Origin of the sequence: Roseisolibacter agri (genome assembly GCF_030159095.1) — a bacterium.
GTDB lineage: Bacteria > Gemmatimonadota > Gemmatimonadetes > Gemmatimonadales > Gemmatimonadaceae > Roseisolibacter > Roseisolibacter agri.
Map to the genome: position 1 here is coordinate 694,315 of NZ_BRXS01000004.1, position 23,528 is coordinate 717,842.

General features: G+C 74.2%; 20 protein-coding genes and 2 tRNA genes. 20 read left to right on the top strand and 2 right to left on the bottom strand.

Annotated features, from left to right (window positions below; translation table 11 throughout):
• The first annotated feature begins 185 nt into the window (after positions 1-185).
• Genes clpB through tadA form a run of 3 tightly spaced genes read left to right on the top strand, consistent with a single transcriptional unit; the run spans position 186 to position 4,440 of the window.
• Complete coding sequence (clpB, locus tag rosag_RS15230; protein WP_284351002.1) at positions 186-2,801, top strand: ATP-dependent chaperone ClpB; 2,616 nt, start codon at positions 186-188, stop codon at positions 2,799-2,801.
• 16 nt (positions 2,802-2,817) lie between these two features.
• Positions 2,818-3,954, top strand: a complete 1,137-nt coding sequence (locus rosag_RS15235) for a hypothetical protein (protein ID WP_284351003.1) — start codon at positions 2,818-2,820, stop codon at positions 3,952-3,954.
• 9 nt (positions 3,955-3,963) lie between these two features.
• Positions 3,964-4,440 (top strand): tRNA adenosine(34) deaminase TadA, encoded by a 477-nt coding sequence (tadA, locus tag rosag_RS15240; protein ID WP_284351004.1) that lies wholly within the window; start codon positions 3,964-3,966, stop codon positions 4,438-4,440.
• A 254-nt stretch (positions 4,441-4,694) separates the two neighbouring features.
• On the opposite strand, the gene rosag_RS15245 is transcribed toward tadA, so the two are convergent.
• Positions 4,695-5,225 (bottom strand): hypothetical protein, encoded by a 531-nt coding sequence (locus rosag_RS15245; RefSeq protein ID WP_284351005.1) that lies wholly within the window; start codon positions 5,223-5,225, stop codon positions 4,695-4,697.
• A 393-nt stretch (positions 5,226-5,618) separates the two neighbouring features.
• On the opposite strand from rosag_RS15245, the gene rosag_RS15250 reads away from it, so the two are divergent.
• From rosag_RS15250 to rosag_RS15280, 7 genes are all read left to right on the top strand, one after another.
• Positions 5,619-5,705 (top strand) — tRNA-Ser (locus tag rosag_RS15250).
• Positions 5,706-5,807: 102 nt separating this feature from the next.
• Positions 5,808-5,895: transfer RNA gene (locus rosag_RS15255), tRNA-Ser, on the top strand.
• A gap of 64 nt (positions 5,896-5,959) precedes the next feature.
• On the top strand, positions 5,960-6,511 hold the full coding sequence (gene pyrR, locus rosag_RS15260) for a bifunctional pyr operon transcriptional regulator/uracil phosphoribosyltransferase PyrR (protein ID WP_284351006.1): 552 nt from the start codon (positions 5,960-5,962) through the stop codon (positions 6,509-6,511).
• Positions 6,508-7,491 carry an aspartate carbamoyltransferase catalytic subunit gene (locus tag rosag_RS15265; RefSeq protein ID WP_284351007.1) on the top strand — a complete coding sequence of 328 codons (984 nt, stop codon included), beginning with the start codon at positions 6,508-6,510 and terminating at the stop codon, positions 7,489-7,491. The genes pyrR and rosag_RS15265 overlap by 4 nt, the downstream gene beginning before the upstream one ends.
• Positions 7,488-8,807, top strand: a complete 1,320-nt coding sequence (locus rosag_RS15270; RefSeq protein ID WP_284351008.1) for a dihydroorotase — start codon at positions 7,488-7,490, stop codon at positions 8,805-8,807. The genes rosag_RS15265 and rosag_RS15270 overlap by 4 nt, the downstream gene beginning before the upstream one ends.
• Entirely contained in the window at positions 8,804-9,487 is a 684-nt protein-coding gene (locus rosag_RS15275) for a class II aldolase/adducin family protein (RefSeq protein ID WP_284351009.1), read from the top strand. The genes rosag_RS15270 and rosag_RS15275 overlap by 4 nt, the downstream gene beginning before the upstream one ends.
• Positions 9,484-10,335, top strand: coding sequence for a hypothetical protein (locus tag rosag_RS15280; RefSeq protein WP_284351010.1), 852 nt, complete (start codon positions 9,484-9,486; stop codon positions 10,333-10,335). The genes rosag_RS15275 and rosag_RS15280 overlap by 4 nt, the downstream gene beginning before the upstream one ends.
• An 87-nt stretch (positions 10,336-10,422) precedes the next feature.
• On the opposite strand, the gene rpsT is transcribed toward rosag_RS15280, so the two are convergent.
• The gene (rpsT, locus tag rosag_RS15285; RefSeq protein ID WP_284351011.1) at positions 10,423-10,665 is read right to left on the bottom strand and encodes a 30S ribosomal protein S20; all 243 of its coding nucleotides are present in this window, start codon (positions 10,663-10,665) and stop codon (positions 10,423-10,425) included.
• Positions 10,666-10,933: 268 nt separating this feature from the next.
• Here rpsT and rosag_RS15290 point away from each other — a divergent pair, with 268 nt between their 5' ends.
• The 10 genes from rosag_RS15290 (at position 10,934) to rosag_RS15335 (ending at position 23,507) form a co-directional block, all read left to right on the top strand.
• Positions 10,934-11,611, top strand: a complete 678-nt coding sequence (locus rosag_RS15290) for a site-2 protease family protein (protein ID WP_284351012.1) — start codon at positions 10,934-10,936, stop codon at positions 11,609-11,611.
• Positions 11,608-12,378, top strand: coding sequence for a segregation and condensation protein A (locus rosag_RS15295; protein WP_284351013.1), 771 nt, complete (start codon positions 11,608-11,610; stop codon positions 12,376-12,378). Before rosag_RS15290 ends, rosag_RS15295 begins: the two co-directional genes overlap by 4 nt.
• The gene (gene scpB, locus rosag_RS15300) at positions 12,353-12,901 is read left to right on the top strand and encodes an SMC-Scp complex subunit ScpB (RefSeq protein ID WP_284351014.1); all 549 of its coding nucleotides are present in this window, start codon (positions 12,353-12,355) and stop codon (positions 12,899-12,901) included. The genes rosag_RS15295 and scpB overlap by 26 nt, the downstream gene beginning before the upstream one ends.
• 44 nt (positions 12,902-12,945) lie before the next feature.
• Positions 12,946-14,625 carry a pseudouridine synthase gene (locus rosag_RS15305; protein ID WP_284351015.1) on the top strand — a complete coding sequence of 560 codons (1,680 nt, stop codon included), beginning with the start codon at positions 12,946-12,948 and terminating at the stop codon, positions 14,623-14,625.
• 225 nt (positions 14,626-14,850) lie between these two features.
• Entirely contained in the window at positions 14,851-15,786 is a 936-nt protein-coding gene (locus rosag_RS15310; RefSeq protein WP_425607512.1) for an AAA family ATPase, read from the top strand.
• Complete coding sequence (locus rosag_RS15315) at positions 15,786-16,856, top strand: DUF58 domain-containing protein (RefSeq protein ID WP_284351017.1); 1,071 nt, start codon at positions 15,786-15,788, stop codon at positions 16,854-16,856. Before rosag_RS15310 ends, rosag_RS15315 begins: the two co-directional genes overlap by 1 nt.
• A gap of 5 nt (positions 16,857-16,861) precedes the next feature.
• The gene (locus rosag_RS15320; protein ID WP_284351018.1) at positions 16,862-17,911 is read left to right on the top strand and encodes a BatD family protein; all 1,050 of its coding nucleotides are present in this window, start codon (positions 16,862-16,864) and stop codon (positions 17,909-17,911) included.
• A complete protein-coding gene (locus rosag_RS15325; RefSeq protein WP_284351019.1) occupies positions 17,908-18,930 on the top strand; it encodes a VWA domain-containing protein in 1,023 nt (340 codons plus the stop codon). The genes rosag_RS15320 and rosag_RS15325 overlap by 4 nt, the downstream gene beginning before the upstream one ends.
• A 13-nt stretch (positions 18,931-18,943) precedes the next feature.
• Positions 18,944-20,752: a VWA domain-containing protein gene (locus rosag_RS15330; RefSeq protein WP_284351020.1), complete on the top strand. Its 1,809-nt coding sequence runs from the start codon at positions 18,944-18,946 to the stop codon at positions 20,750-20,752.
• 151 nt (positions 20,753-20,903) lie between these two features.
• Positions 20,904-23,507: a hypothetical protein gene (locus rosag_RS15335; RefSeq protein WP_284351021.1), complete on the top strand. Its 2,604-nt coding sequence runs from the start codon at positions 20,904-20,906 to the stop codon at positions 23,505-23,507.
• Positions 23,508-23,528 lie beyond the last annotated feature (21 nt).

Sequence of the window (23,528 nt, forward strand, 5' to 3'; positions counted from 1 at the left end):
GGCATCGCCCGTTTCAGCCGGTTGGTCGGCCTGCCGAAACGACGGACCGCGCGACGCGTACGGCGGAGCACCTGCGCCTGGCTCCGCCAGTCTGCCCGCTTTCGCGGGCCCCCGGCTTGCGGCCCCGTCGATCGTCGATCGCGCGACGCGCGCGATGATCTTCTGTTCCCTGGACTCCCGATCCGATGCTCAATCCCGACCGGCTGACCGTCAAATCCGCCGAGGCGCTGAACGAGGCCGTGGCCGTGGCGCGGCGCGCCGGCAACCCGCTCGTCTACGACGCGCACCTGCTGCTTGCCCTCCTCCAGCAGGACGAGGGGATCGTGACGCCCATCCTCCAGAAGATCGGCGTCTCGAACGTCGCCGACTTCCGGCGGCGGGTGGAGCAGGAGGCGGCGCGCTACCCCAAGCAGTCCGACGCGCAGCCGACCGTCTCGCGCGAGCTCAACCAGGTCCTCGACCGGGCCGACGCCGACGCGCGCGAGCTGGGCGACGAGTACGTCTCGACCGAGCACCTGCTGCTCGCGCTGGCCGAGGTGAAGGGGACCGAGAGCTTCGCGCTGCTGCGCGGCGTCGGCGCGACGCGCGAGGAGCTGATCAAGGCGCTCCAGGCCGTGCGCGGGGCGCACAAGGTCACCGACCAGAACCCCGAGGAGAAGTACCAGGCGCTGTCGCGCTTCTCGACCGACCTCACGGAGCGCGCGCGGCGCGGGAAGCTCGATCCCGTGATCGGCCGCGACGAGGAGATCCGGCGCGTGGTCCAGGTCCTCTCCCGGCGGACCAAGAACAACCCGATCCTGATCGGCGAGCCCGGCGTCGGCAAGACGGCGATCGTCGAGGGGCTGGCGCAGCGCATCGTCGACGGCGACGTGCCCGAGAGCCTGCGCAACAAGACGCTGATCTCGCTCGACATCGGCGCCATGCTCGCGGGCGCCAAGTACCGCGGCGAGTTCGAGGAGCGCCTGAAGGCGGTGCTGAAGGAGATCACGAGCGCCGAGGGCCGCTTCATCGTCTTCATCGACGAGACGCACACGATCGTCGGCGCGGGCCGGACCGAGGGCTCGCCCGACGCCGGCAACATGCTGAAGCCCGCGCTCGCGCGCGGCGAGCTGCGCGTCGTCGGCGCCACCACGCTCGACGAGTACCGGAAGTACATCGAGAAGGACGCCGCGCTCGAGCGCCGCTTCCAGCCGGTGTACGTGGGCGAGCCGAGCGTCGAGAGCACGATCGCGATCCTCCGCGGCCTCAAGGAGCGCTACGAGGCGCACCACGGCGTGCGCATCACCGACGGCGCCGTCGTGGCCGCGGCGACGCTCTCGCACCGCTACATCGGCGACCGCTTCCTCCCCGACAAGGCGATCGACCTGCTGGACGAGGCGTCGTCGCGCCTGCGCATCGAGATCGACTCGATGCCGCAGGAGATCGACGAGGTGGAGCGGCGCATCGTGCAGCTGCAGATCGAGCAGGCGGCGCTGAAGAAGGAGACCGACGCCGCCGCGCGCGAGCGCCTGGCGTCGCTGGAGCGCGAGCTGGCCGAGCTGCGCGAGCGGTCGCAGGCGATGAAGGCGCAGTGGCAGCAGGAGAAGGACACGCTGGGCGCCGTCGGCACCATCAAGCAGCAGATCGAGCAGGCGCGCGTCGAGGCCGAGCAGGCGACGCGGCAGGGCGACCTGCAGCGGGCCGCCGAGATCACCTACGGCCGCATCCCCGAGCTGCAGCGGCAGATGGAGGAAGCCGAGCGGCGGCTGGCGAGCAACAGCGGGCGCCCGCAGTTCCTGAAGGAGGAGGTGACGGCCGACGACATCGCCGAGGTGGTGGCGAAGTGGACCGGCATCCCGGTCACGCGGATGATGGAGAGCGAGCGCGCGCGCCTCACGAAGCTCGACGAGGAGCTGGGCAAGCGCGTCATCGGGCAGCAGGAGGCGGTGCAGGCGGTCGCCAACGCGGTGCGCCGCAGCCGCGCTGGGCTGCAGGATCCCAACCGGCCGATCGGCTCCTTCATCTTCCTCGGGCCCACGGGGGTCGGGAAGACCGAGACCGCGCGCGCGCTGGCGGAGTTCCTGTTCGACGACGAGCACGCGCTCGTGCGCATCGACATGTCGGAGTACATGGAGAAGCACGCGGTCGCGCGGCTCATCGGCGCGCCGCCGGGCTACGTCGGCTACGAGGAGGGCGGCCAGCTCACCGAGGCCGTGCGGCGGCGCCCCTACTCGGTCATCCTGTTCGACGAGATCGAGAAGGCGCACCAGGACGTGTTCAACATCCTGCTGCAGATCCTCGACGACGGGCGGCTCACCGACTCGCAGGGGCGCACCGTGGACTTCCGCAACACGGTCGTCATCATGACGTCGAACATCGGCAGCTCGTACATCCTGGAGCACGCCGACGACAACTGGGAGCTGGTGGAGGCCGAGGTGTCGAGCGCGCTGCGCGAGCACTTCCGCCCGGAGTTCCTCAACCGCGTGGACGACATCATCATCTTCCACCCGCTGGGCGAGGAGCACATCGACCGCATCATCGACCTGCAGCTGGAGCGCCTGCGCCGCCTGCTGGGCGAGAAGAAGCTGACGCTCGAGCTGACGCCGAACGCGCGCCGGCTGCTGGTGAACGAGGGCTACGACCCGTCGTTCGGCGCGCGGCCGCTGAAGCGCGCGATCCAGCGGCTGCTCCAGAACCCGCTGGCGATGGCGGTGCTCGAGGGCCGCTTCTCCGAGGGCGACCGGATCCGCGCCGACTCGGCGCGCAACGGGCAGCTCGTGTTCGAGCGCGCGGAGGAGCCGGCGGTGGCAGCGGGGGTGTGATCGCCCGCGCCCGCGCATGTACGCCGCCTGCCTGTTCTGTCACCGTGCGCTCGGCGACAACGCGGTGATGGAGTCGTTCCCCGTCGGGCGCCAGCTGGCGTTCGACGGGGCACGCGGCCGGCTGTGGGTCGTGTGCCCGCACTGCGCGCGGTGGAACCTCACGCCGCTGGAGCAGCGATGGGAGGCGATGGAGGAGGCGGAGCGGCACTTCCGCGACGCGCGCGTGCGGGCGGCGACCGACGAGATCGCGCTCGCGCGCGTGGCGGGCGGGCTGACGCTCGTGCGCGTGGGCAGAGCGCGGATGCGCGAGCTGACGGCGTGGCGCTACGGCCGCGAGCTGGCGCGCCGGCTCTGGCGCACCGCCGGCGTGGTGGCCGGCGGCACCGTCGCCGTGGGGGCGGCGGCCGTGGCGGGCGTCGGCGCCGGCATCGGCGTGCGTCCGGAGCTGGTCATCCCGTTCCTCCATCCGGCGATCGCGATCCTCGCGCTGCAGGCCGGTGGGCTGGGGCTGAGCCTGCGGCCGGTGCGCATTCCGGGACCGGACGGACGCACGTACGAGGTGTTCCGCTCCGAGTTCGCGGGGCTGTACCTGGAGCCGGCCGACGTCGCCGACGCGTGGCGCCTGCACGTGAAGCACGGGTACGGCGTGCTGTCGCTCGAGGGCCATGCCGCGGTGGACGCGCTGCGCCCGCTGCTGGCGCGCATCAACCGGCGCGGCGCCCTGCGCGGACGCGCGGTCGATGCATCGCGATGGATCGAGGCGCACGGCGGTGCGGCGGCGTCGGTGCTGGCGCTGGCCCGCGCGTCGCGGGAGCGCGGCGGCGACTTCGAGGCGCGGCGCCGGGCGTTCGAGAGCGGCGAGGCGATCGAGCGGAATCCCTTCGCGAAGAACGAGACCCCGGGCAACCTCGGCGCGCTGCACCGCATGCCCGCGGTCGAGCGGCTGGCCCTCGAGGTGGCGATGGTCGAGGACGCGGAGCGGCGCGCGATGGAGGAGGAGCTGGCGCCGCTCACGCGCGCGTGGCGGGACGCGGAGGCGATCGCCGCGATCGCCGACGGGCTCGCGCTGCCGGCGGCGGTGGAGCGGCGCGCCGCCGCGATGCGCCAAGTCGCGACGCGCGACGCGCTCGCGCCGGAGCGGCCGCGTGATTAGACCTGCGGCATGAGCGACGCGACCGACGAGGAGATGATGCGCCTCGCGATGGCCGAGGCCCGACTGGCTGCCGCTGGCGGCGACGTGCCCGTCGGCGCGGTCGTCGCGCGCGACGGCGTCGTGCTCTCGGCCGCCGCGAACCGCACGGTGCGCGACCAGGACGCGACGGCGCACGCGGAGGTGCTGGCGCTGCGCGCGGCGTCCGCCGCGCTGGGCGCCTGGCGACTGTCGGGCTGCACGCTCTACGTCACGCTGGAGCCGTGCGCGATGTGCGCGGGCGCGCTCGTGCTCGCGCGCGTCGATCGCGTGGTATTCGGCGCGTGGGACGACAAGGCGGGGATGGCGGGCTCGGTCGGCGACGTGCTGCGGCACCCGCGGCTCAACCACCGCCCGGCGGTGCGCGGCGGCGTGCTGGAGGAGGAGTGTGGGGACGTGCTGCGCGCGTTCTTCGCGGCGCGGCGTACGGGGCGAACAGGCCGCGCTTAGCGACGAGCGCGCGCTCCGGCTGCTCGTCGATCCTCCGGTGGACGGAGACGCGTCCGGGGTCGCGTCTCGGGTGCGGCCCGTCAGCCGGCGCGCCGAACGTGTCGGCGCATGGTCCGGCGTCCGAACGGCCGCCTATCCCAGCCGCCGACGACGGCGGAGGGCGGTCGCGACCGCCTTCCGCCGTCGCCAGCACCCGTGCTGACATCACATGGAAACGTCAGCGAAGTAGGCGGCGGCCGTCCTGTCGTTCGACGTCACGGCCAGGAAATGTCCTCGAAGTAGGCGGTCGTCGTCTTGCTGCTCGACGTCACCGTCAGGACGACGTTCGTGAACGTGGCGCTGATCACAACCGGGTCCATGGTATCGGGGCAGCTGCGACCGCTCACCGGCTCCGTCTCGACGGTGAAGGTGCCACGGCCCGAGCGCGTGTTGAACGTCACCTCACCCGCCGTCTGCGAGGTCGACCTGTCCAGACCACTCGGCTCCTGATTCTTGCTGCCCCGGTTGAGGCAGCCGCTCAGGACCGAAACCTCTGCCGACAACCGTGCAGTCGCCGTCTTACCTGCTCCCGCGACTTCTCCCGTCGACTGCAGGTACACACCGCCGTCGCCCGTCTCGACGGTCAGGTCGGGCACACCGACGAAGTGGAGCCCACCGTCTCGCTCGGTCGAGGTGGCCTCGACGAACCGAGGCCCGGAGGTGGGAGTCGGCCCCGTGGGGGTGCTCTCGTTGCAGGCGGCCAGCGCGAGCGCGAACAGGGGCAGCATAGCGAGTCGCTTGATCATGGCGTGCCTCCTTGGGGTGTTCGAGTGTCTCAGCGAGGAGTGCCGTGCATGAGCAGGGAAGTGCGGTCGCGATCGCGCGGTCGTAGACCCATGTTTATGCGTCCCGGAGAAACGCGCATGGGCGATAATTGCCCATGGCCTGTGGGCTGGCGCGCGGCGCGCGCGCGGAAGCGGGCGCTCGATCATGCGCGTGCGCGCGACGGCGCGGACCTTCGAGCGCTGTCGCGCCGCGACGGTGCTCGCGCCGGTGCGTCTCGCCCGCGCTCACGGGTGCCGGGCGCTCCGGGAAGTCAGGCGTCCCGCGGCCGGCAACGTGCGCTGGCGTACGCCTTCCTGGGGCACCGCTGGCCTCGTTGACACCGCCACCCGGGACGGCTAATTTCCACGGCTGCTGGACAGGTGGCCGAGTGGTTGAAGGCACCGGTCTCGAAAACCGGCATACCGGCAACGGTATCGTGAGTTCGAATCTCACCCTGTCCGTCGCGGTGGGGGCTTGAGCGATCAAGCTCCCACCGTTTTCGTCAGTGATCGACAACGATCGACGCAGCTCCGCACGCCGCCGCGGCCCGGCCGCGGCTCCCCGGACAGGTGGCCGAGTGGTCGAAGGCGCACCGCTGGAAACGGTGTAGACGTCAAAAGCGTCTCGTGGGTTCGAATCCCACCCTGTCCGTACGCACGAGCCCATGGCCGCCCGCCGCCCCGTCGCGTCGGGCGGCCGTGTATATTGGCCGCTCATGCCACCCAAACACACCGTCGTGCTCGACGCGCGCGCCATGGAGCGCACCGTCAAGCGCATGGCCGACGAGATCGTCGAGGCGAACGCGGGCACCGAGGGCCTCATCCTCGTCGGCATCCAGCGCCGCGGCGTGCAGCTGGCCGAGCGGCTGATGCGCGCCATCCGCGACGCCGAGAACGTGGACGTGCCGCGCGGGGCGCTCGACATCACGCTCTACCGCGACGACCTGCAGACCGTGGGACCGCGCCCCGTCGTCGGCCCCACGTCGCTTCCCGCGAACATCGACGGCAAGCGCGTCGTGATCGTCGACGACGTGCTGTACACGGGACGCACCGTGCGCGCCGCGCTCGACGAGCTGGCGGACTTCGGCCGCCCCGCGCGCATTCAGCTCGCGGTGCTGGTCGATCGCGGCGGACGCGAGCTGCCCATCCAGCCCGACATCGTCGGCAAGCGGCTGGAGGTGCCCGACGGCGGCCACGTCGACGTCTTCGTGACGGAGCTCGACGACCGCGACGCGGTGATCCTCGTGCCGGGCGCGGAGGACGCGTGACCGGCGCGACCCGGCTCGGCAAGGACCTGCTGGCGCTGGAGCCGCTGTCGCCCGAGCAGATCCGCCTGATCCTCGACACGGCCGAGCCGTTCCGCGAGATCAGCGAGCGGGCGATCAAGAAGGTGCCGACGCTGCGCGGGCAGACCGTCGTCAACCTGTTCTTCGAGGCGTCCACGCGCACGCGCATCTCGTTCGAGTTCGCCGAGAAGCGCATGAGCGCCGACACGGTGAGCATCGCGGCCAGCGGGTCGAGCGTGGCGAAGGGCGAGACGCTGGTCGACACGGCGCGCAACCTCGAGGCGATGCGCATCGACATGGTCGTCGTGCGCCACGGCTCGTCGGGAGCCGCGCAGTTCCTCGCCGAGCGCATCGAGTCGAACGTCATCAACGCCGGCGACGGGACGCACGAGCACCCAACGCAGGGGCTGCTCGACCTGCTGACGCTGCGCCACCGCTTCGGATCGCTCGAGGGGCGCCGCGTCTGCATCGTCGGCGACGTGCTGCACTCGCGCGTCGCGCGCTCGAACATCTGGGGCCTGAAGAAGCTCGGCGCGCAGGTGGGCGTGTGCGGCCCGCGCTCGCTGCTCCCCAATGCGATCGACGAGCTGGGCGTCGAGGTGTTCGACCGCGTCGAGGCGGCGATCGAGTGGGCCGAGGCGCTGAACGTGCTGCGGCTGCAGCTCGAGCGCATGCAGGCGGGGTACATCCCCAGCCTGCGCGAGTACAACCGCGTGTTCGGCGTCACGCGCGAGCGCCTCGAGCGCGCGCCGGGCGATATGCTCATCCTCCATCCGGGGCCCATGAACCGCGGCGTCGAGATCGACAGCGACGTCGCCGACGGGCCGCACAGCGTGATCCTCGACCAGGTGACCAACGGCGTGGCCGTGCGCATGGCAGTCCTCTATCTCCTCGCCGGCGGTCGGCCGGAGCTGGCCGAAGCGGCGAAGTCCGCCGGCAAGGGCCGCGGAGGCGACGCGTGAGCGCGCCCGACCGCCGTCCCATCCTCCTCGCGGGCGGGCGCGTGCTCGACCCGTCGCAGCAGCTCGACCTCGCGGTCGGCGACGTGCTGCTCGTCGACGGGAAGATCCAGCACGCGGGCGAGCGCATCGCGCGCCCCGACGACGCCGAGATCGTCGACTGCGCGGGGCTCGTCGTGTCGCCGGGCTTCGTCGACGTGCACTGCCACCTGCGCGAGCCCGGGCGCGAGGACGTCGAGACGATCGCCACCGCCGCGCGCGCCGCGGTGGCGGGTGGCTTCACCGCCGTCTGCGCGATGCCGAACACCGACCCGGTGACCGACAACCAGGCGGCCGTCGGCTTCATCATCAGCCAGGCGAAGCGCGCCGCGGCGGCGCGCGTCTACCCGATCGGCGCGATCACGCTCGGTCAGAAGGGCGAGGCGCTGGCGGAGTTCGGCGAGATGGTGGGCGCCGGCGCGGTCGCGGTGAGCGACGACGGCAAGCCGGTCGTGAGCGCGCAGATGATGCGCACCGCGCTGGAATACGCGCGCACCTTCGGCATCCCCGTCGCGGACCACTGCGAGGATCCCACGCTGGCGCACGGCGGCGCGATGAACGAGGGCGCGATGTCGATGAAGCTCGGCCTCAAGGGCATCCCCGCCGAGGCCGAGGAGATCATGGCGATCCGCGACATCCTGCTCGCGCGGCGCACCGGTGGGCACGTGCACCTGTGCCACATGAGCACGAAGGGCTCGGTGGAGCTGATCCGCTGGGGGAAGGAGCGGAACATCAACGTGACGGCCGAGGTGTGCCCGCACCACCTCTCACTCACCGAGGACGCGGTCGACGGCTACGACACGAACGCGAAGATGAATCCGCCGCTGCGCACGCCGGAGGACGTCGAGGCGCTGCAGCAGGCGGTGCGCGACGGCACGATCGACGTCGTCGCGACGGACCACGCGCCGCACCACTACGACGAGAAGGAGCGCGAGTTCGCCGATGCGCCGAACGGCATCGTCGGCCTCGAGACGGCGCTCGCGGTGCTGGTGACGTGGCTCGTCGAGCCGGGGATCCTCACGTACGCGCAGCTCGTCGACAAGATGGCGTGCGCTCCCGCGCGCATCTTCAACCTGCCGGGCGGCACGCTGCGCCGCGGCTCGGTGGCCGACGTGACGGTGTTCGATCCGACGCGCGCGTGGACCGTCGATCCGAGGGGCTTCCACTCGAAGGGACGCAACTCGCCGTACGCGGGGCGCACGCTGCGCGGCCGCACGGTCTGCACGGTGGTCGACGGGCGCGTCGTGTACCGCGAGGCGGCGGAGGCGACGCGGGCGTGACGGCCGAGCGCGCGGCGATGATGCGCGCGGCGATCGTGCGCGTCTGCCGCCGGCTGTGGGAGCGGGGCCTGATCGCGGGGCCGGACGGCAACGTCTCCGTCCGGCTCGGCCCCGACCGCCTGCTGGTGACGCCGTCGGGCGGCGCGAAGGTCGACATCGCCGAGGCCGACCTGCTCGAGGTGGACCTCGAGGGGCGCGTGATGGCGGGCGCGGGGCAGGCGAGCTCCGAGCTGGCGATGCACCTCGCGATCTACCGCGCGCGGCCCGACGTGGGCGCGGTGGTGCACGCCCATCCGCCGACGGCGACCGGCTTCGCGGTGGCGGGCGAGACGCTGCCCGACGGCGTGCTCCCCGAGCTGATCTGCCAGATGGGCGCCGTGGCGCTCGTGCCGTACTTCACGCCGGGGACCCCGGCGGCGGCGGCCGCCTTCGCGCCCTATCTTTCCGGCCACAGCGCGTTCCTGCTGGCGAACCACGGCGCGACCACGGTCGGCGCGACGCTCGACGAGGCGCACCGGCGCATGGAGAGCCTCGAGCACGCGGCGCGCATACTGCTCGCGGCACGACTGGTCGGGCGCGTGACGCCCCTCACGGACGAACAGCGCGCGGCGCTCCAGGCTCCGGCGGCACCCACGACAGCATTCACGGCACCGCCGCTCGACGGCGGGGAGGCAGGATGACGGACGGAACGACCCTCCCGCTGGACGAGATCCGCGGACTGGTGGCGGAGCGCACGCGCTTCGAGACGTGGCTCGGCACCCTGGAGGCGCGGCGGAGCGCGACGCCCGCGCACGTCTTCGAGCGCGTCTGGCAGGACTACGACGGCCGCCGCCAGAAGGCCGCCGAGGCGCTCCGCACGCACCTGCAGGCGCTGCAGGACGAGGAGACGCGCCTCGCGTCGCGACACGAGGAGGTGACGCGCACGCTGGGCGAGCGCCGCGACGCGATGGCCGAGGTCGAGCTGCGTGCCCTCGTGGGCGAGTTCGACGAGGACGAGGGCGCGCGCCGGCACCGCGAGGTGGAGGAGGCGATCGCGGAGCTGGAGCGCGAGGTGGAGGGCGTCGGGAGCGAGCTGGCCGACGTGCGCGGGCTGGTGACGCAGGTGCGCGGCCGCGAGGACGAGCCGGCCGTGGCGGCACCTGCCGAGCCGGTCCCGGTCGAGTCGCTCGCGCCGGCCGCCTCCGAGCCCGCGTCCGCCGGGACGCAGGGCACGCCGGCGATCACGGGCGTGGGGGTCGCGCCGTCCGACGGGCCGACGGGCCGCTTCGGCAGCGCCGACGCGCCGCGCTTCCCGACGCCGACCGACGGGCTGATGGTCGGCGAGAGCGCCGGCCGCGAGACGCCGACGACCGGCTTCGCCGCGCAGGGGCTGACGCAGGCCGCCCGCGGCGTGCCGACCGCGCGCCAGGACGACGCGGCCGTGGGCACCGCGACCCAGAAGACGCTCCGCTGCCAGGAGTGCGGCGCGATGAACTACCCGACCGAGTGGTACTGCGAGCGCTGTGGCGGCGAGCTGGCCGCCCTCTGAGGCGGCCGGCGCAGACCGGGAAAGCGACGCGGGGCCGGTCCATCACTGGACCGGCCCCGCGTCGCTTCGCGCTGGACGCTCAGGCGCTCAGACCGCCGCCGCCTTGCGGGCGAGCTGGCTCTTGTGGCGCGCCGCCTTGTTCTTGTGGATCAGGCCCTTGCGGGCGGCGCGGTCCAGCAGGCTCACGGCGAGCGCGGTCGTGTCGGCCGGCGCGCCCTCGGCGCGGGCCTTCTTGAGCGCGGTCCGCAGCGCCGAGCGCTGCGCGCGGTTGCGCACAGCCGCAGCGCGCGACTTCCGCATGTTCTTCTTGGCGGAGGCGATGTTCGGCACTTTGGAGAACTCTCAGGCAGATGACAGACGTGGCGCGCAGGTCGCGCGAAGCGTCGAAGGCTAGCCCACCCGGTATCCCATGTCAAGGCACGACACGGGTTTGCACGGTGTGTCGCTTTGACTTGCCCTGGGGGCGCCACTAGGTTTCGCCGCGCTGCCGCCGCCGTCCGCGCCCCTCGTGTGCCCGGTCGTGCGCCTCCCGGCCGATCCCCGGCGCCGCCGACCGCGTCCAGGCGCGCCCGCGCCGTCCCTCCCGCTTCCGTTCTCGGTGGACCTGCGCACCCTCGTCCTCGTCGCACCCGTCCTGCTGTTCTCGATGGTCGCGCACGAGTACGCCCACGGCTACGCCGCCTACAAGCAGGGCGACCCGACCGCGTACCAGCTCGGGCGGCTGACGTGGAACCCGCTCAAGCACATCGACCCCTTCATGACCGTGATCCTCCCGGTCATGCTGGCAGTCATGGGCGGGCCGATCTTCGGCGGCGCGAAGCCGGTGCCGGTCCAGCCGCGCAACTACCGCGACTACAAGCGCGGCGACATCATCGTGTCGCTCGCCGGCGTGGCGACGAACTTCGTCCTCGCGTTCGTCTGCGCGCTCCTCATCGTCCTCCTCGGCTTGCTCGGGCGCGCGCTGCCCGACGCCACGTCGACGCTCGCGCTCCTGCAGGAGATGCTGCGGCACGGGATCTGGTTCAACCTGATGCTGACGTTCTTCAACCTGCTGCCGATCCCGCCGCTCGACGGCTCGCACGTCGCGAAGTACCTGCTGCCGCCCGCGTGGGCGATCCGCTACGTGGAGTTCGGCCGCTTCGGGATGCTGATCCTGCTGCTCTTCCTCTCGATGGGGCAGGGCGCGCTGCGGGCCTGGCTCTCGCCGGCCGTCGCGATCAACCGCGCGGCGCTGCAGACGGTCGCGCCGTACGTCCTGCCGGTCAGCGGCCTGTGATCGCGCCCGCCACCACCCAGGGCGCGGCGCAGGACGCCGCGACGGCCGGCGCGCCGGCGACGTTCGTCGTCGAGCTGCCCGAGTTCTCCGGCCCGCTCGACCTCCTGCTGTCGCTGATCCGCGACGAGCGCCTGGACGTCTACGACATCCCGATCGCGCGCGTCGCCGAGCAGTTCCTGGCGCGCATCCAGCACCTCGCGCTGGACGAGGCGGCCGACTACCTCGAGATGGCCGCGCGCCTGCTGCGCATCAAGGCGCAGCTGCTGCTGCCGCGCAGCGGCGACGAGGAGAGCTGGGAGGACCCGCGCGCGGAGCTCGTGCGCCGGCTGCTGGAGTACCAGCAGATCCGCGAGGTCGTCGAGCACCTGGACCGCCTGGGCGAGGAGCGCCGCGACCGCTTCGTGCGCGGGTCGTTCGCGCCGATGGCCGCGCTGCCGGCGGGCGTGCCGCCGCTCGCGCTGTCGCTGACCGAGCTGCTGTCGGCCGTCGACCGCGTGCTGCGCGTCGCCAAGGAGCCGACCGTGCACGACGTGGTGCAGCGCGCGCTGGACGTCGCGGGCGCGATCACGTCGGTGCGCGGCGCGCTGGCGCTCCGCGCGCGCACGCGCTGGACCGAGGTCGTGGGCGCCGACGCGGAGCCGTGGCAGATCCTCAGCGTCCTGCTCGCCCTGCTGGAGATGGCGAAGCTCGGCGAGCTGCGCCTCGCCCAACCGAAACCGTTCGCGATCGTGGAGATCACGCGTGAGTCCGCTGGCGAAGCTGCTTGAAGCGGCGCTGTTCGCGAGCAGCCGTCCGGTGCCCCTGGACGAGCTGCGCGCCCTCGACGCCGAGGCGTCGCCCGAGGACGTGCAGGCGGCGCTCGACGGGCTGCGTGCGCACTACGACGACCCGGAGACCGGCCACTCGTTCGAGCTGGTCGAGCAGGGCGGCGGCTGGCAGCTGCTGACGCGCGCCGAGTACAGCGAGGCGATCGAGCGCGCGCAGCTCGCGCAGCGTCCGCAGCGCCTCTCCGCGGCGTCGCTGGAGACGCTCGCGATCATCGCGTACCGCCAGCCGATCGGCCGCGCCGAGGTCGAGGAGATCCGCGGCGTGTCGGTGGGCGGCGTGCTGAAGGCGCTGCTGGAGCGCGGCCTGATCGACATCGTCGGGCGCTCGGAGGGACTCGGCCGTCCGCTGCTGTACGGCACCACGTCCGCCTTCCTGGAGCAGTTCGCGCTGCGCCACCTGGAGGAGCTGCCGCGCGCCGACGAGCTGGCGATCGCCCTGCGCGCCGATCCGCGGCCGCTGTAATTGCGCCCTGACCACGTTGTGACCACCCGAATGGAGACGCGCCCGTGACCCCGCGCGAGACGAACGGCCGCGACCGCGGGTCGCGGCCGGCAGGCAAGGCGGGATCGCGCGGCGCGCCCTCGCGTGGCGCGAAGACGGCCGGCGCGAAGGGCCGCGGCGCTCCGTCGCGTGGCGCGCCATCGCGCGGCGGTCGCGACGAGCGGCCCGCCCGCTCCGCGCGTCCGTCGCGCGACGAGCGCCCTGCGCGCGGCGCGTTCGCGCCGACGGAGAAGCCGACGCGCGGCGAGCGCTACGACCGTCCGACGCGCGCGCCGCGTGCGGAGACGTCGGAGCGCGACGCGTGGTCGGCGCAGCCGATCCGTCCCGAGCGCGCGCCGCGCCCCGAGCGTGGCGACGCCGCCGCCTGGAAGGAGCGCGAGAAGGCGAAGAAGGCGCCCAAGCGCCCGATCCCGCGCCGTCCGCGACCGGCGGAACCGGCGGTCGACGAGCGCGCGTTCGAGTCGCGCCCGTCCTCGGGGCGGCCCGCGCGCCCCCTGCGCCCCGAGGCGACCACGCGCGGTGGCGGCGACCTGCCCGCGCGCCGCGGTGGCCCGCAGCTGCCCGCGGGCGCGCCCGGCCGCGGTCCGTCGCGACAGGCGCGCCGCGAGCAGGCTCGCGGGCTCGATCGCCCGGTGCCGCAGCACGCGCCGGCGCGCGAGGAGTCGCGTCCGACGTCGCGCCCCGCGCGCGCCATCGTCCGCGACGTCGCGCCCGACGGCACGCGCACGGTGCGGCCTGACGTCCGGCGCGAGCCGGCGCGCGAGCCGGCGCGCGAGCAGACGCGCGAGCAGACGCGCGACACCTCGCGTCCGCAGCGCCCCGTGCGCGACCGGAAGCCCGGAAGCAGCTCGGCCCGCAAGGCGCGCCCGCAGTCGTCCGAGGAGCGCGCCGCCCGCGCGCTGCAGAAGGCGACGCCCGCCGTCGCGACGGGTCCGATGCGCCTGCAGCGCGTGCTCGCGCGTGCGGGGCTGTCGTCGCGCCGGCAGGCGGAGACGCTCATCGCGGCCGGGCGCGTGCTCGTGAACGGCCGGCCGGCGCAGCTCGGCCAGACGGTCGATCCCGCGAAGGACGCGGTGACGCTCGACGGCGCGCCGGTGAAGGGCCCCGTGGCCGCGCAGTGGCTGGTGCTGCACAAGCCGGCCGGCTCGCTCACCACGCGCAAGGATCCGCAGGGGCGGCCGACGGTGTTCGATCTCGTCCCGGAGATCGCGGGGCTGACCTACGTGGGCCGCCTCGACTACATGACGGAGGGCGTGCTGCTGATGACGACGGACGGCGACGCCGCGCACCGGCTCACGCATCCGAGCCACGAGGTCGAGCGCACCTACGTGGCGACCGTGCGCGGCAACGCGGCGGCCGCGGTGCGGCAGGCGCGCAAGGGCGTGCAGCTGGAAGACGGCGTCGTGCATCCGACGGACGTCGACTCGCGCCCGCTCGGCAACCGCCGCTACGAGTTCGCGATCACGATCACCGAGGGCCGCACGCGCGAGGTCCGGCGCGTCTGCGAGGCGCTCGGGCTCGAGGTCGAGCGGCTGGTCCGCGTGCAGTTCGGGCCGGTGAAGCTGGGTGGCCTCGCACCGGGAAGCGTGCGTCCCCTGACGGTGACGGAGATGAAGGTCATCGACGGCCTGGTGCACGCGGCGCCGCGCGACCGCCGCGCCGACTACGAGGACTGGGGCGAGTAGCGCGAGCCGTCCGCGCGAACCTGTGCGCGGACGTCGGGTACTGGGGCGAGCGGAGCCGTTCGGGCCGCGTGGATAGGTCGGGCTCGCCTCGCGGTCCCGTTCTTGAACCAGTGAAGGGCGGCGCGCGGCCATCGGGGTCGCGCGCCGATCCACCGACAGCGCAATCGACTCGTGGGGACGACGATCTCGCAGGCCGCCTCCGCCGCCTCGGCCGACGCGGCGCTCGTGCAGGGAGTGGTGCGGCAGGTGGCCCGGCGCGTAGTCGGGCAGGAGTACATGGTCGAGCGGCTGCTCATCGGCCTGCTGACCGGCGGCCACGTGCTGCTCGAGGGCGTACCGGGCCTCGCGAAGACGCTGACGGTGCGCACGCTGGCGGAGACCATCAGCACCAGCTTCCAGCGCATCCAGTTCACGCCCGACCTCCTGCCCGCCGACGTCGTCGGCACGCAGGTGTTCGACCAGGCGACGGGCCAGTTCTCGGTGAAGAAGGGGCCCATCTTCGCCAACGTCATCCTCGCCGACGAGATCAACCGCGCGCCCGCCAAGGTGCAGTCGGCGCTGCTGGAGGCGATGCAGGAGAAGCAGGTCACGATCGGCGGCCAGACGTTCAAGCTCGCCGAGCCGTTCCTCGTGCTGGCGACGCAGAACCCGATCGAGCAGGAGGGGACGTATCCGCTCCCCGAGGCCCAGCTCGACCGCTTCATGCTGAAGCTCCGCGTGGGCTACCCGACGCGCGACGAGGAGAAGGAGATCATGCGGCGCATGGCGGGCGGCGAGCCGATCACGATCACGCCGACCGCGACGCCCGACGAGATCCTCGAGGCGCGCCGCCGCATCGCGGAGCTGTACATGGACGAGCGCATCGTCGACTACATCGTCGAGATCGTGCACGCCACGCGCGCGCCCGCCGAGGCGGGGCTCGGCGACGTCGCGCCGCTGATCGAGTTCGGCGCCAGCCCGCGCGCCACGATCGCGCTCGCGCAGGCGTCGCGCGCGCACGCCTTCCTGCGCGGCCGCACCTTCGTGACGCCTGACGACGTGAAGGCGATCGCGCCCGACGTGCTGCGGCACCGCGTGCTCACCTCCTTCGAGGCCGACGCCGAGGAGGTGACGAGCGACGACATCGTCGCGCGGGTGCTGGAGCGGGTGGAGAGCCCGTGATGCTGCGCCGCCGCCGCGCACGCGCCGAGACCGCGGGCGCCGCGTCGGCGGCGGCCGTGCCGGCGGACGCGGCGTCTGACCGCGCCCGTTCGGCCGCGCGCGTGCTGGGGCGCCGTGAGTCGGCGGCCGAGGGTCCCGGGCCCACGCCCGCGAACGGGAGCGCCGCCCGCGCCGAGAGCTCCGCGCCCACCGTGCCGCCCGAGGTGCTGCGGCAGGTGCGCTTCATCGAGCTGCGCACGCGCGGGCCCGTCAACTCGCTGTTCGCGGGCGAGTACAAGTCGGTGTTCAAGGGGCAGGGGATGGAGTTCGCGGAGGTGCGCGAGTACCAGCCCGGCGACGAGGTGCGCGCGATCGACTGGAACGTCACCGCGCGCATGCGGCGGCCGTTCGTGCGCCAGTACGAGGAGGAGCGCGAGCTGACGGTGATGCTCGCGGTCGATCTCTCCGGCTCCGAGCGCTTCGGCACCGCGCGCCGCTTCAAGAGCGAGCTGGCCACCGAGCTGGCCGCGGTGCTGGCGCTGGCCGCGGTGCGCAACAACGACCGCGTGGGGCTGGTGCTGTTCACCGACCGCGTGGAGCACGTCGTGCGGCCGCGGAAGGGGCGCCGTCACGCGCTCCGCCTGCTGCGCGACCTGCTGGTGACCGAGCCCGCGGGCACGGGCACGAGCGTCGCGGCGGCCGCAGACTACCTCGGACGCCTGCTGTCGCACAAGGCGATCGTCTTCATCGTCTCGGACTTCGAGGACCCCGCGCTTGAGCGTCCGCTAAAGCGGCTCGCGCTGCGGCACGACGTCGTCGCGGTGACGGTCGAGGATCCCGGCGAGCTGACGCTGCCCGACGTCGGCCTGGCGCGCTTCGTCGACCCGGAGACGGGGGAGGAGGTGGACGTCGACACGAGCGATGCGCGCGTGCGCGCCGCCTTCGACGCGGAGGTGCAGAAGGACCGCGAGGCGCGCCAGCGGCTGCTGCGCCGCCTCGCGATCGACGAGGTGCCGGTGCGCACGGACGCCGGCTACGTCGAGCCGCTACTCAAGTTCTTCCGCGCGCGGGAGACGCGCGCGCAGCGGTGAGCGCGATGCGGCGGTTCGTGTGGTGCGCGCTCGCCGCGCTGCTCCTGGCGCCGACCGCCGGCGCGCAGGCGCCCGCGGGCAGCGCGCCGCGCGTCCGACTCGGCACGCTGGTGGCGCCGGACACGGTGACCGTCGGCGATCCGTTCGTCGTCACCGTGCGCATCCAGGCGCCGCCGGGCGCGCAGGTCACGTTCCCCGCGGCACCCGACTCGGGCGCGGGCGTGGAGCTGCTCGATCCGCGCCGCGACCGTGCGGTGGCCGATTCGGGCGAGTTCACGGCGACGTACCGGCTGGCCGCCTGGGACGTCGGCACGCTGCCGCTCAACCTCGGCAACGTCGTGGTCAACGTGGGCGGGCAGGCGCGCACCGTGTCGCTCGCCGCGCTCAACGTCCACGTGCGCAGCGTGCTCCCCGCCGACAGCGCGCTGCGCGTGCCCAAGCCGCCGCGCGAGCCGATCGCGGACCCGGGGCTCTGGTGGCTGAAGTGGCTGCTGCTCGCGCTGGCGCTGCTGGCGCTCCTCGCGCTGCTGCTCTGGCTCGCGCGCCGCTGGTGGCGCAACCGCCGCGGGGCCGCGCGGCCCGACGGCGCGTACGCCGCGGCGCTCGCCGCGTTCGAGCGGCTCGATCGCATGCAGCTCGTCGAGTCGGGGGAGACGGGCCGCCACGCGGCGCTGGCTGAGGAGATCCTGCGGGACTACCTCGCGGCGCGGCTGCCGGACGAGGCGGTTCCGTCGCGCACCAGCACCGAGCTGCGCGCCGCCCTCGCGACGCGCGAGGAGGTGCCGCACGAGCGGCTCGGCGCGCTGCTGGAGCTGACCGACCTCGTGAAGTTCGCGGCGTGGCCGATCGCGGCCGCGTCGGCAACGGAAGCGGGGCGCGAGGCGCGCGCGATCGTCGACGCAGTGGAGCGGGGCATTCGCGAGCGCGAGGCGCGCGAGCGAGAGGAGGCCGAGGCGCGCGACCGCGCGGAGCGTGAGGCGCAGCGGCGGTACGAGGAGGAGCAGCGGCGGCGCAGCCGGAAGGGACCGGACGCGTCGAAGGACCGGGCCGCATGAAGGACTTCCTGGACCGCATCCCCTCGACGCTCTCGTTCGGGGGGCTCGACTTCGCGGCGCCGTGGGTGCTGCTCGCGCTCCTGCTGCTGCCGCTGCTCTGGTGGTGGCGCCGGCGCCGCCGGCGCGGGGCGATCGTCTTCTCGCGCGCGGGCGTGCTCGCGCGTGGCCCGCGCGCGGGGCAGGGCGTCGTGCGCGCGCTCTCGGCGCTGCGGCTGATCGCGCTCGCGCTGTGCATCGTCGCGCTCGCGCGGCCGCGCACCGGCGCGCGCGCCGAGACGTCGCTCACCGAGGGCATCGACATCGTCATCGCATTCGACATCTCCAGCTCGATGCTCGCGGAGGACTTCCAGCCCAACAACCGGCTGGAGGTCGCGAAGGCGCGCATCAAGGAGTTCGTCACCAATCGGCAGTCCGACCGGATCGCCATCGTGCCGTTCGCGGCGGAGGCGCTGACGCAGGTCCCGCTCACGACGGACTACCCGGTCGTGCTGGCGGCGGTCGACGCGATCCAGTCGGGACAGCTGGAGGACGGCACGGCGATCGGCACCGCGATCGTCACCGCCGCGAACCGGCTGCGCAGCGCGCCAGGCCGCTCGCGCGTGATGATCCTCATGACCGACGGCGAGAGCAACCGCGGCGCGATCGATCCGCGCACGGCCGCGCAGGCGGCGGCGCAGTTCGGGATCCGCATCTACACGATCGGCGTCGGCACCGAGGGGATGGCGCCCGTGCCGGTGGGCCGCGGGCTGTACGGGCTGCGCTACGAGAACCGCCCGGTGAAGATCGACGAGGTGCTGCTCACGGACGTCGCGCGCACCACGGGCGGCCGCTACTTCCGCGCGCGCGACGCGCAGGCGCTGCAGCGCATCTACGAGCAGATCGACCGGCTGGAGCGCACGCCGGTGAAGTCCCGCACCTACGTCCGCTTCACCGAGGAGTACCGCTGGCCGCTGGGCGTCGCGCTGGGCGCGCTCGCGCTGGAGCTGCTGCTGCTCGCGTGGCGAGGGCCGCTGCCATGACGGAGGCCGCCTGATGGACGCGAGCTGGATCCGCTACTTCCAGGCGCCGTGGCTGCTGCCGGCGGCGCTGCTGCTGCCCGCGCTCGTCGTCGTGCTGCTGACCGTCTGGTCGCGCCGGCGGAAGGTGCGCGCGGCGCGGCTGGGCGAGGAGGCGCTGATCGCGCGCCTCGCGCCCGACGTCGCCGACACGCGCGTGCGCTGGCGCATCGTGCGCCTCGGGCTGGCGGCGCTGCTGGCGGGCATCGCGCTCGCGGGGCCGCGCTGGGGGCTCGCACGCAACGTCGTGCACTCGTCGGGGATCGACGTCGTGCTCGCGCTCGACGCGTCGCTGTCGATGCTGGCGCAGGACGAGCGGCCGAGCCGTCTCGATCGCCTGAAGCAGGAGGTGCGGCGGCTGCGCGCGCTGTCGACGGGCGACCGCACGGCGCTCATCGCGTTCGCGGGGCGCAGCTACATCCTCACGCCGCTGACGACGGACCAGGGCGCGCTCGCGCTCTTCCTCGACAACCTCGATCCGTCGGTCGTGGGGCAGGCGGGCAGCTCGCTGGCCCGCGCCATCCGGCAGGCGACCGACCTGCTGCAGGTGGGCAAGTCGGGGAGCGACCGCGCGATCGTGCTCATGAGTGACGGCGAGGCGTTCGAGCCGATGGAGGACGTGCAGGCCGCCGCGCGCGAGGCCGCGGAGGCGGGCATCAGCCTCGTGACGGTGGGTTTCGGCTCGACGACGGGCTCGACGATCCCGGTGCGCGAGGGGAACAGCGTGAGCGAGAAGCGCGACAGCGAGGGCGCGATCGTCGTCACGCGCTACTCGCCGACGCTGCTGGCGGCCGCCGCGCAGGCGGCGCGTGGCACCTTCATCCCGGCCGAGGCGACCGACAAGGCGGCGCGCGTGCGCGCGGCGCTGTCGGGGCTGCGCGCGCAGCGGCGGTCGCTGGACGCGGGCGAGGACCTGGTGCCGCGCTTCCAGTGGTTCCTCGCGCCCGCGCTCCTGCTCCTCGTGCTCGACACGGTGCTCGGCGCGCGCCGTCCGCGCAGCGTGCCGTCGCGCGCTGCGCTCCGCCGCCTGATGCCGGCGATGCGCCACGCGCCGCCACACGCCACCGCGCCGCGCGCCGCGAAGGCGTCCGCGGTCCTCGCGGCCGCATGGCTGCCGCTGGTCGCCGCCGCCTCGGCGGTTCTCGTGGGCGCGTGCGCGACGCCGAATCCGCTAGCCGGCAGGGACGCCGACCAGGCGCTGCTCGCGTACCGCCGCGGCGACGTGGCCGCCGCGCTCGCGACGTATCGCGAGCGGGCGCAGCGCGGGTCGCCGCTGGCGCGCTACAACCTCGGGACGGCGCTGCTCGCATCCGACTCGCTCGATGCGTCGCGCGCGCCGCTGGACGAGGCGCGGCGTGCGCGCGATCCCGAGCTGCGCTGGCGCGCGCACTTCAACCTCGGCCTCGCGCACCTGGAGAAGGGGCTCGCGATGCAGGGCGACAGCGCGCGCAGCGACCTCGATGCCGCGCTCGCGCTCTACAAGCGGGCGCTCATCGCGCGGCCGCGGGACATGGAGGCCAAGTGGAACTACGAGCTCGCGCTGCGGAAGAAGCAGGAGCAGAGCGGCGGCGGAGGCGGCGGAGGCGGCGGAGGCGGCCAGTCCGATTCGCAGGGAAGCCCGCCGCCCGATGCGCCCCCGCAGCAGCAGCCGAAGCCGGCGGGCGGCCTTGGGCAGCGGCAGGCCGAGGAGCTGCTGAACGCCGCCGCCCGCGACGAGCGCGACGTGCAGGGGCGCCGCCAGAAGCAGAATCCGCCCCCGCCGCCGCCCGGCGGGAAGGACTGGTGACCGGCGGGACGTCCGCCGGATGCGCCGTGGACGCCTTCCGAACAGCGGGAGCGGTGGTGCGGACGCGTGCGACGGTGCAGACTGCGCGCATGCGGGAGAAGCGACCGATGGTGGGCAGCAGGCCAGGGCGGAGCGGCGTGGGAGGCGGGGCATGGCGCTGCTGAGCGCGGCCGCCGCCCTCGCGCTCCGCTGGCTGGCGCAGGTGACGGTGGCGGTGAGTGCCCCGGCCGAGGTCGCCCCGCGCGACCCGGTGCTGGTGAAGGTCGAGGTCACCGCGCCTGCCGGCCGCGACGTGCGGCTCGTGCCGCCGAGCTTCGAGCCGATGCGCGTGCTGAGCAGCATGCGCGTGGCCGCGGTGGACTCGACGCCGCCGGGCGGGACCTACCTCCGCGCGCCCTGGCAGGTGGTCGAGTGGCGCTACGTGCTCGCGGTCCCCGAAGGGGTGCGCGGCAAGCACGCGTTCGCGCCTTTCGTCGCGGAAGTCGGGGGACGCGGACTGCGTCCCACCGCGGCGCGGTCGCGCAACTGGGCGCTCAGCGTGCGCACGCCGGTGCAGCCGGCAGCGACGCCGTCGATCGTCGAGCGTACGCCGCGCACCTCGCGGCAGGGGATCGCGTTCCACGCGCAGGTCGGGCCCGACACGGTCTACGTCGGGCAGCAGGCGACCTACCAAATCGCCGTCTTCCTGGACGACGACGTGCGGCAGCGGCTCCGCCGCAACCCGGAGTTCGTGCCGCCGGAGCTGCGCGGGCTGCTCGCCTACGACCTGCCAGCCGGCCGCGCATCGCTGCGCGGTCGCATCATCGACGGGCGGCGCTTCGACGTGCACGTCTTCCAGCGCGCGGTGTTCCCGGTCGCGCCGGGGCGCGTGCTGATCCCGCCCGCGTCGCTCACCTACTCGCTGCCGCAGTCGTCGGGCTTCTTCAGCCGCGAGGAGACGTTCTCGACGAAGTCCGAGGCCGTGCGCCTCGTGGCGATCGAGCCGCCCGCGGAGGGCCGGCCCGGCGACTGGACCGGAGCCGTCGGCGACCTGCGCGCGACCGCGCGGCTCGACTCCTCGGCTGCGCGCGTCGGCGATCCGGTGGTGCTGACGCTGCGCGTGGAGGGCCGCGGCAACGTGAAGCTGCTGCCGCGCCCCACGCTGCAGATCCCGTGGGCCACCGCCGTCGAGGGCGAGGAGCGCGTCGAGCTCGACTCCTCGGCGCTCGCGGTGCGCGGCGCGAAGGAGTTCGACTGGATCATCACGCCGCGCGGCGCGGGCGACCGCGAGGTGCCGGCCATCCGCTACGCGTTCTTCGATCCGTCGGCGCGGCGCTACGACGTCGCGCTCTCGCCCGCGCTGACGCTGCACGTGCTCCCCGGCACCCTGGCCGGCGCGCCCGACGCCGAGGGACGCCCGACGGGCGCGCCGCGTCTGACGATCCGCGAGCGCTTCACCGGACCCTCGCGCACGCCGCTGCCGTCGCAGCCGGTCTTCTGGCTGCTGGTCGCCGCGGTGCCGCTGCCGGCGCTCGTGGTCTCGGTGCTGCGCGGGACGCCCCGCCGTCCGGCGGGCACGCCCGAGCCGCCCGCGCGCCGGCTGCGCACGATGGCCGACACCTCGGCGCGCATCACGCCCGATGTCGTCCGCCGCGCCTTCGTGACCGCCGTGCGCGATCGCCTCGCGCTCGGCCCCGACGCGTTCGCGGCGCCCGCGACGCTCGTGCACCGGCTGCGGCGCTGCGGCGTCACGGTCGAGGGCGCGCGCGCCGCGGGCGACGCGCTGCACGCGCTCGACCGCGCGGCATTCGGCGTGGCGCACGGCGTGGCGCCCGCGCCCGACGTTGACCTCGCCCGACTGGCGTGGACGACCTACCAGCGCCTGGACGCCGAAGGGTGCGGGGTGGCCGACGCGGGTCGCGGACGCGCTGGTGACCGTGCGCTCGCGTCGCGGCTCGGGCTCGTGCTGCTCATCGGCGGCGCGCTCACGGGCGCGGTCGCGACCTCGGGGAACGCCGCGGCTCGCCAGCCGGTGGCGGACACCACGGCGGCCGACCTCACGGTGCTCCAGCGCCAGCGCGCCGAGCGTCCGGACGTCGAGGGGCCCGACAGCGGGCTCGCGGGCGCGGCGCGCGCGTTCGACCGCGGCGTGCAGGCGTACCACGCCGACCGCCTCGTCGACGCGCGCGCGGCCTTCGAAGCGGCAGTCCTGTCCGCGCCGCGCGCCGCCGATGCGTGGGCCAACCTCGGCACGACCGCGTGGGTGCAGGGCGACACGGTCGCCGCGACGGTCGGCTGGCAGCGTGCGCTGCGCCTGTCGCCGCTGTCGAGCGACGTCCGCGATCGACTGGAGCTGCTCCCCACCGCGCAGGACGGCTGGATCGGCGGTGTGCCGCCCATCCCGCCGGATGCGGCCGCCGTCGCCGGTCTCCTGTGCTGGCTCGCCGCCGGCGCCTCGGTCCTCATGCGCCTGCGCCCGCGTGCGCCGCGCGCGCTGACGACGCTCGCGTGGCCGGCGGCGGCGACCGCGGTGGGAATGCTCGCCGTCTCGGTGCACCTGTCCGACCGCGCCATCGCGCGCGACCTGGGCGTCGTGCGCCGCGACGGCCCCCTGCGCGCCGAGCCCGCGCTCGGCGCCGAGCAGGCGGCGCCACTGCACGTGAGCGACGTCGCGCGCGTGGTCGCGCGGCAGAACGCGTGGGCGCGCGTGCGGCTCGACGGCGACCGCGAGGGATGGGTCGAGGCGGACCGCCTGGTGCCGCTGGCGGCTCCCTGACCTTCGACGGCGTCGTCGGGC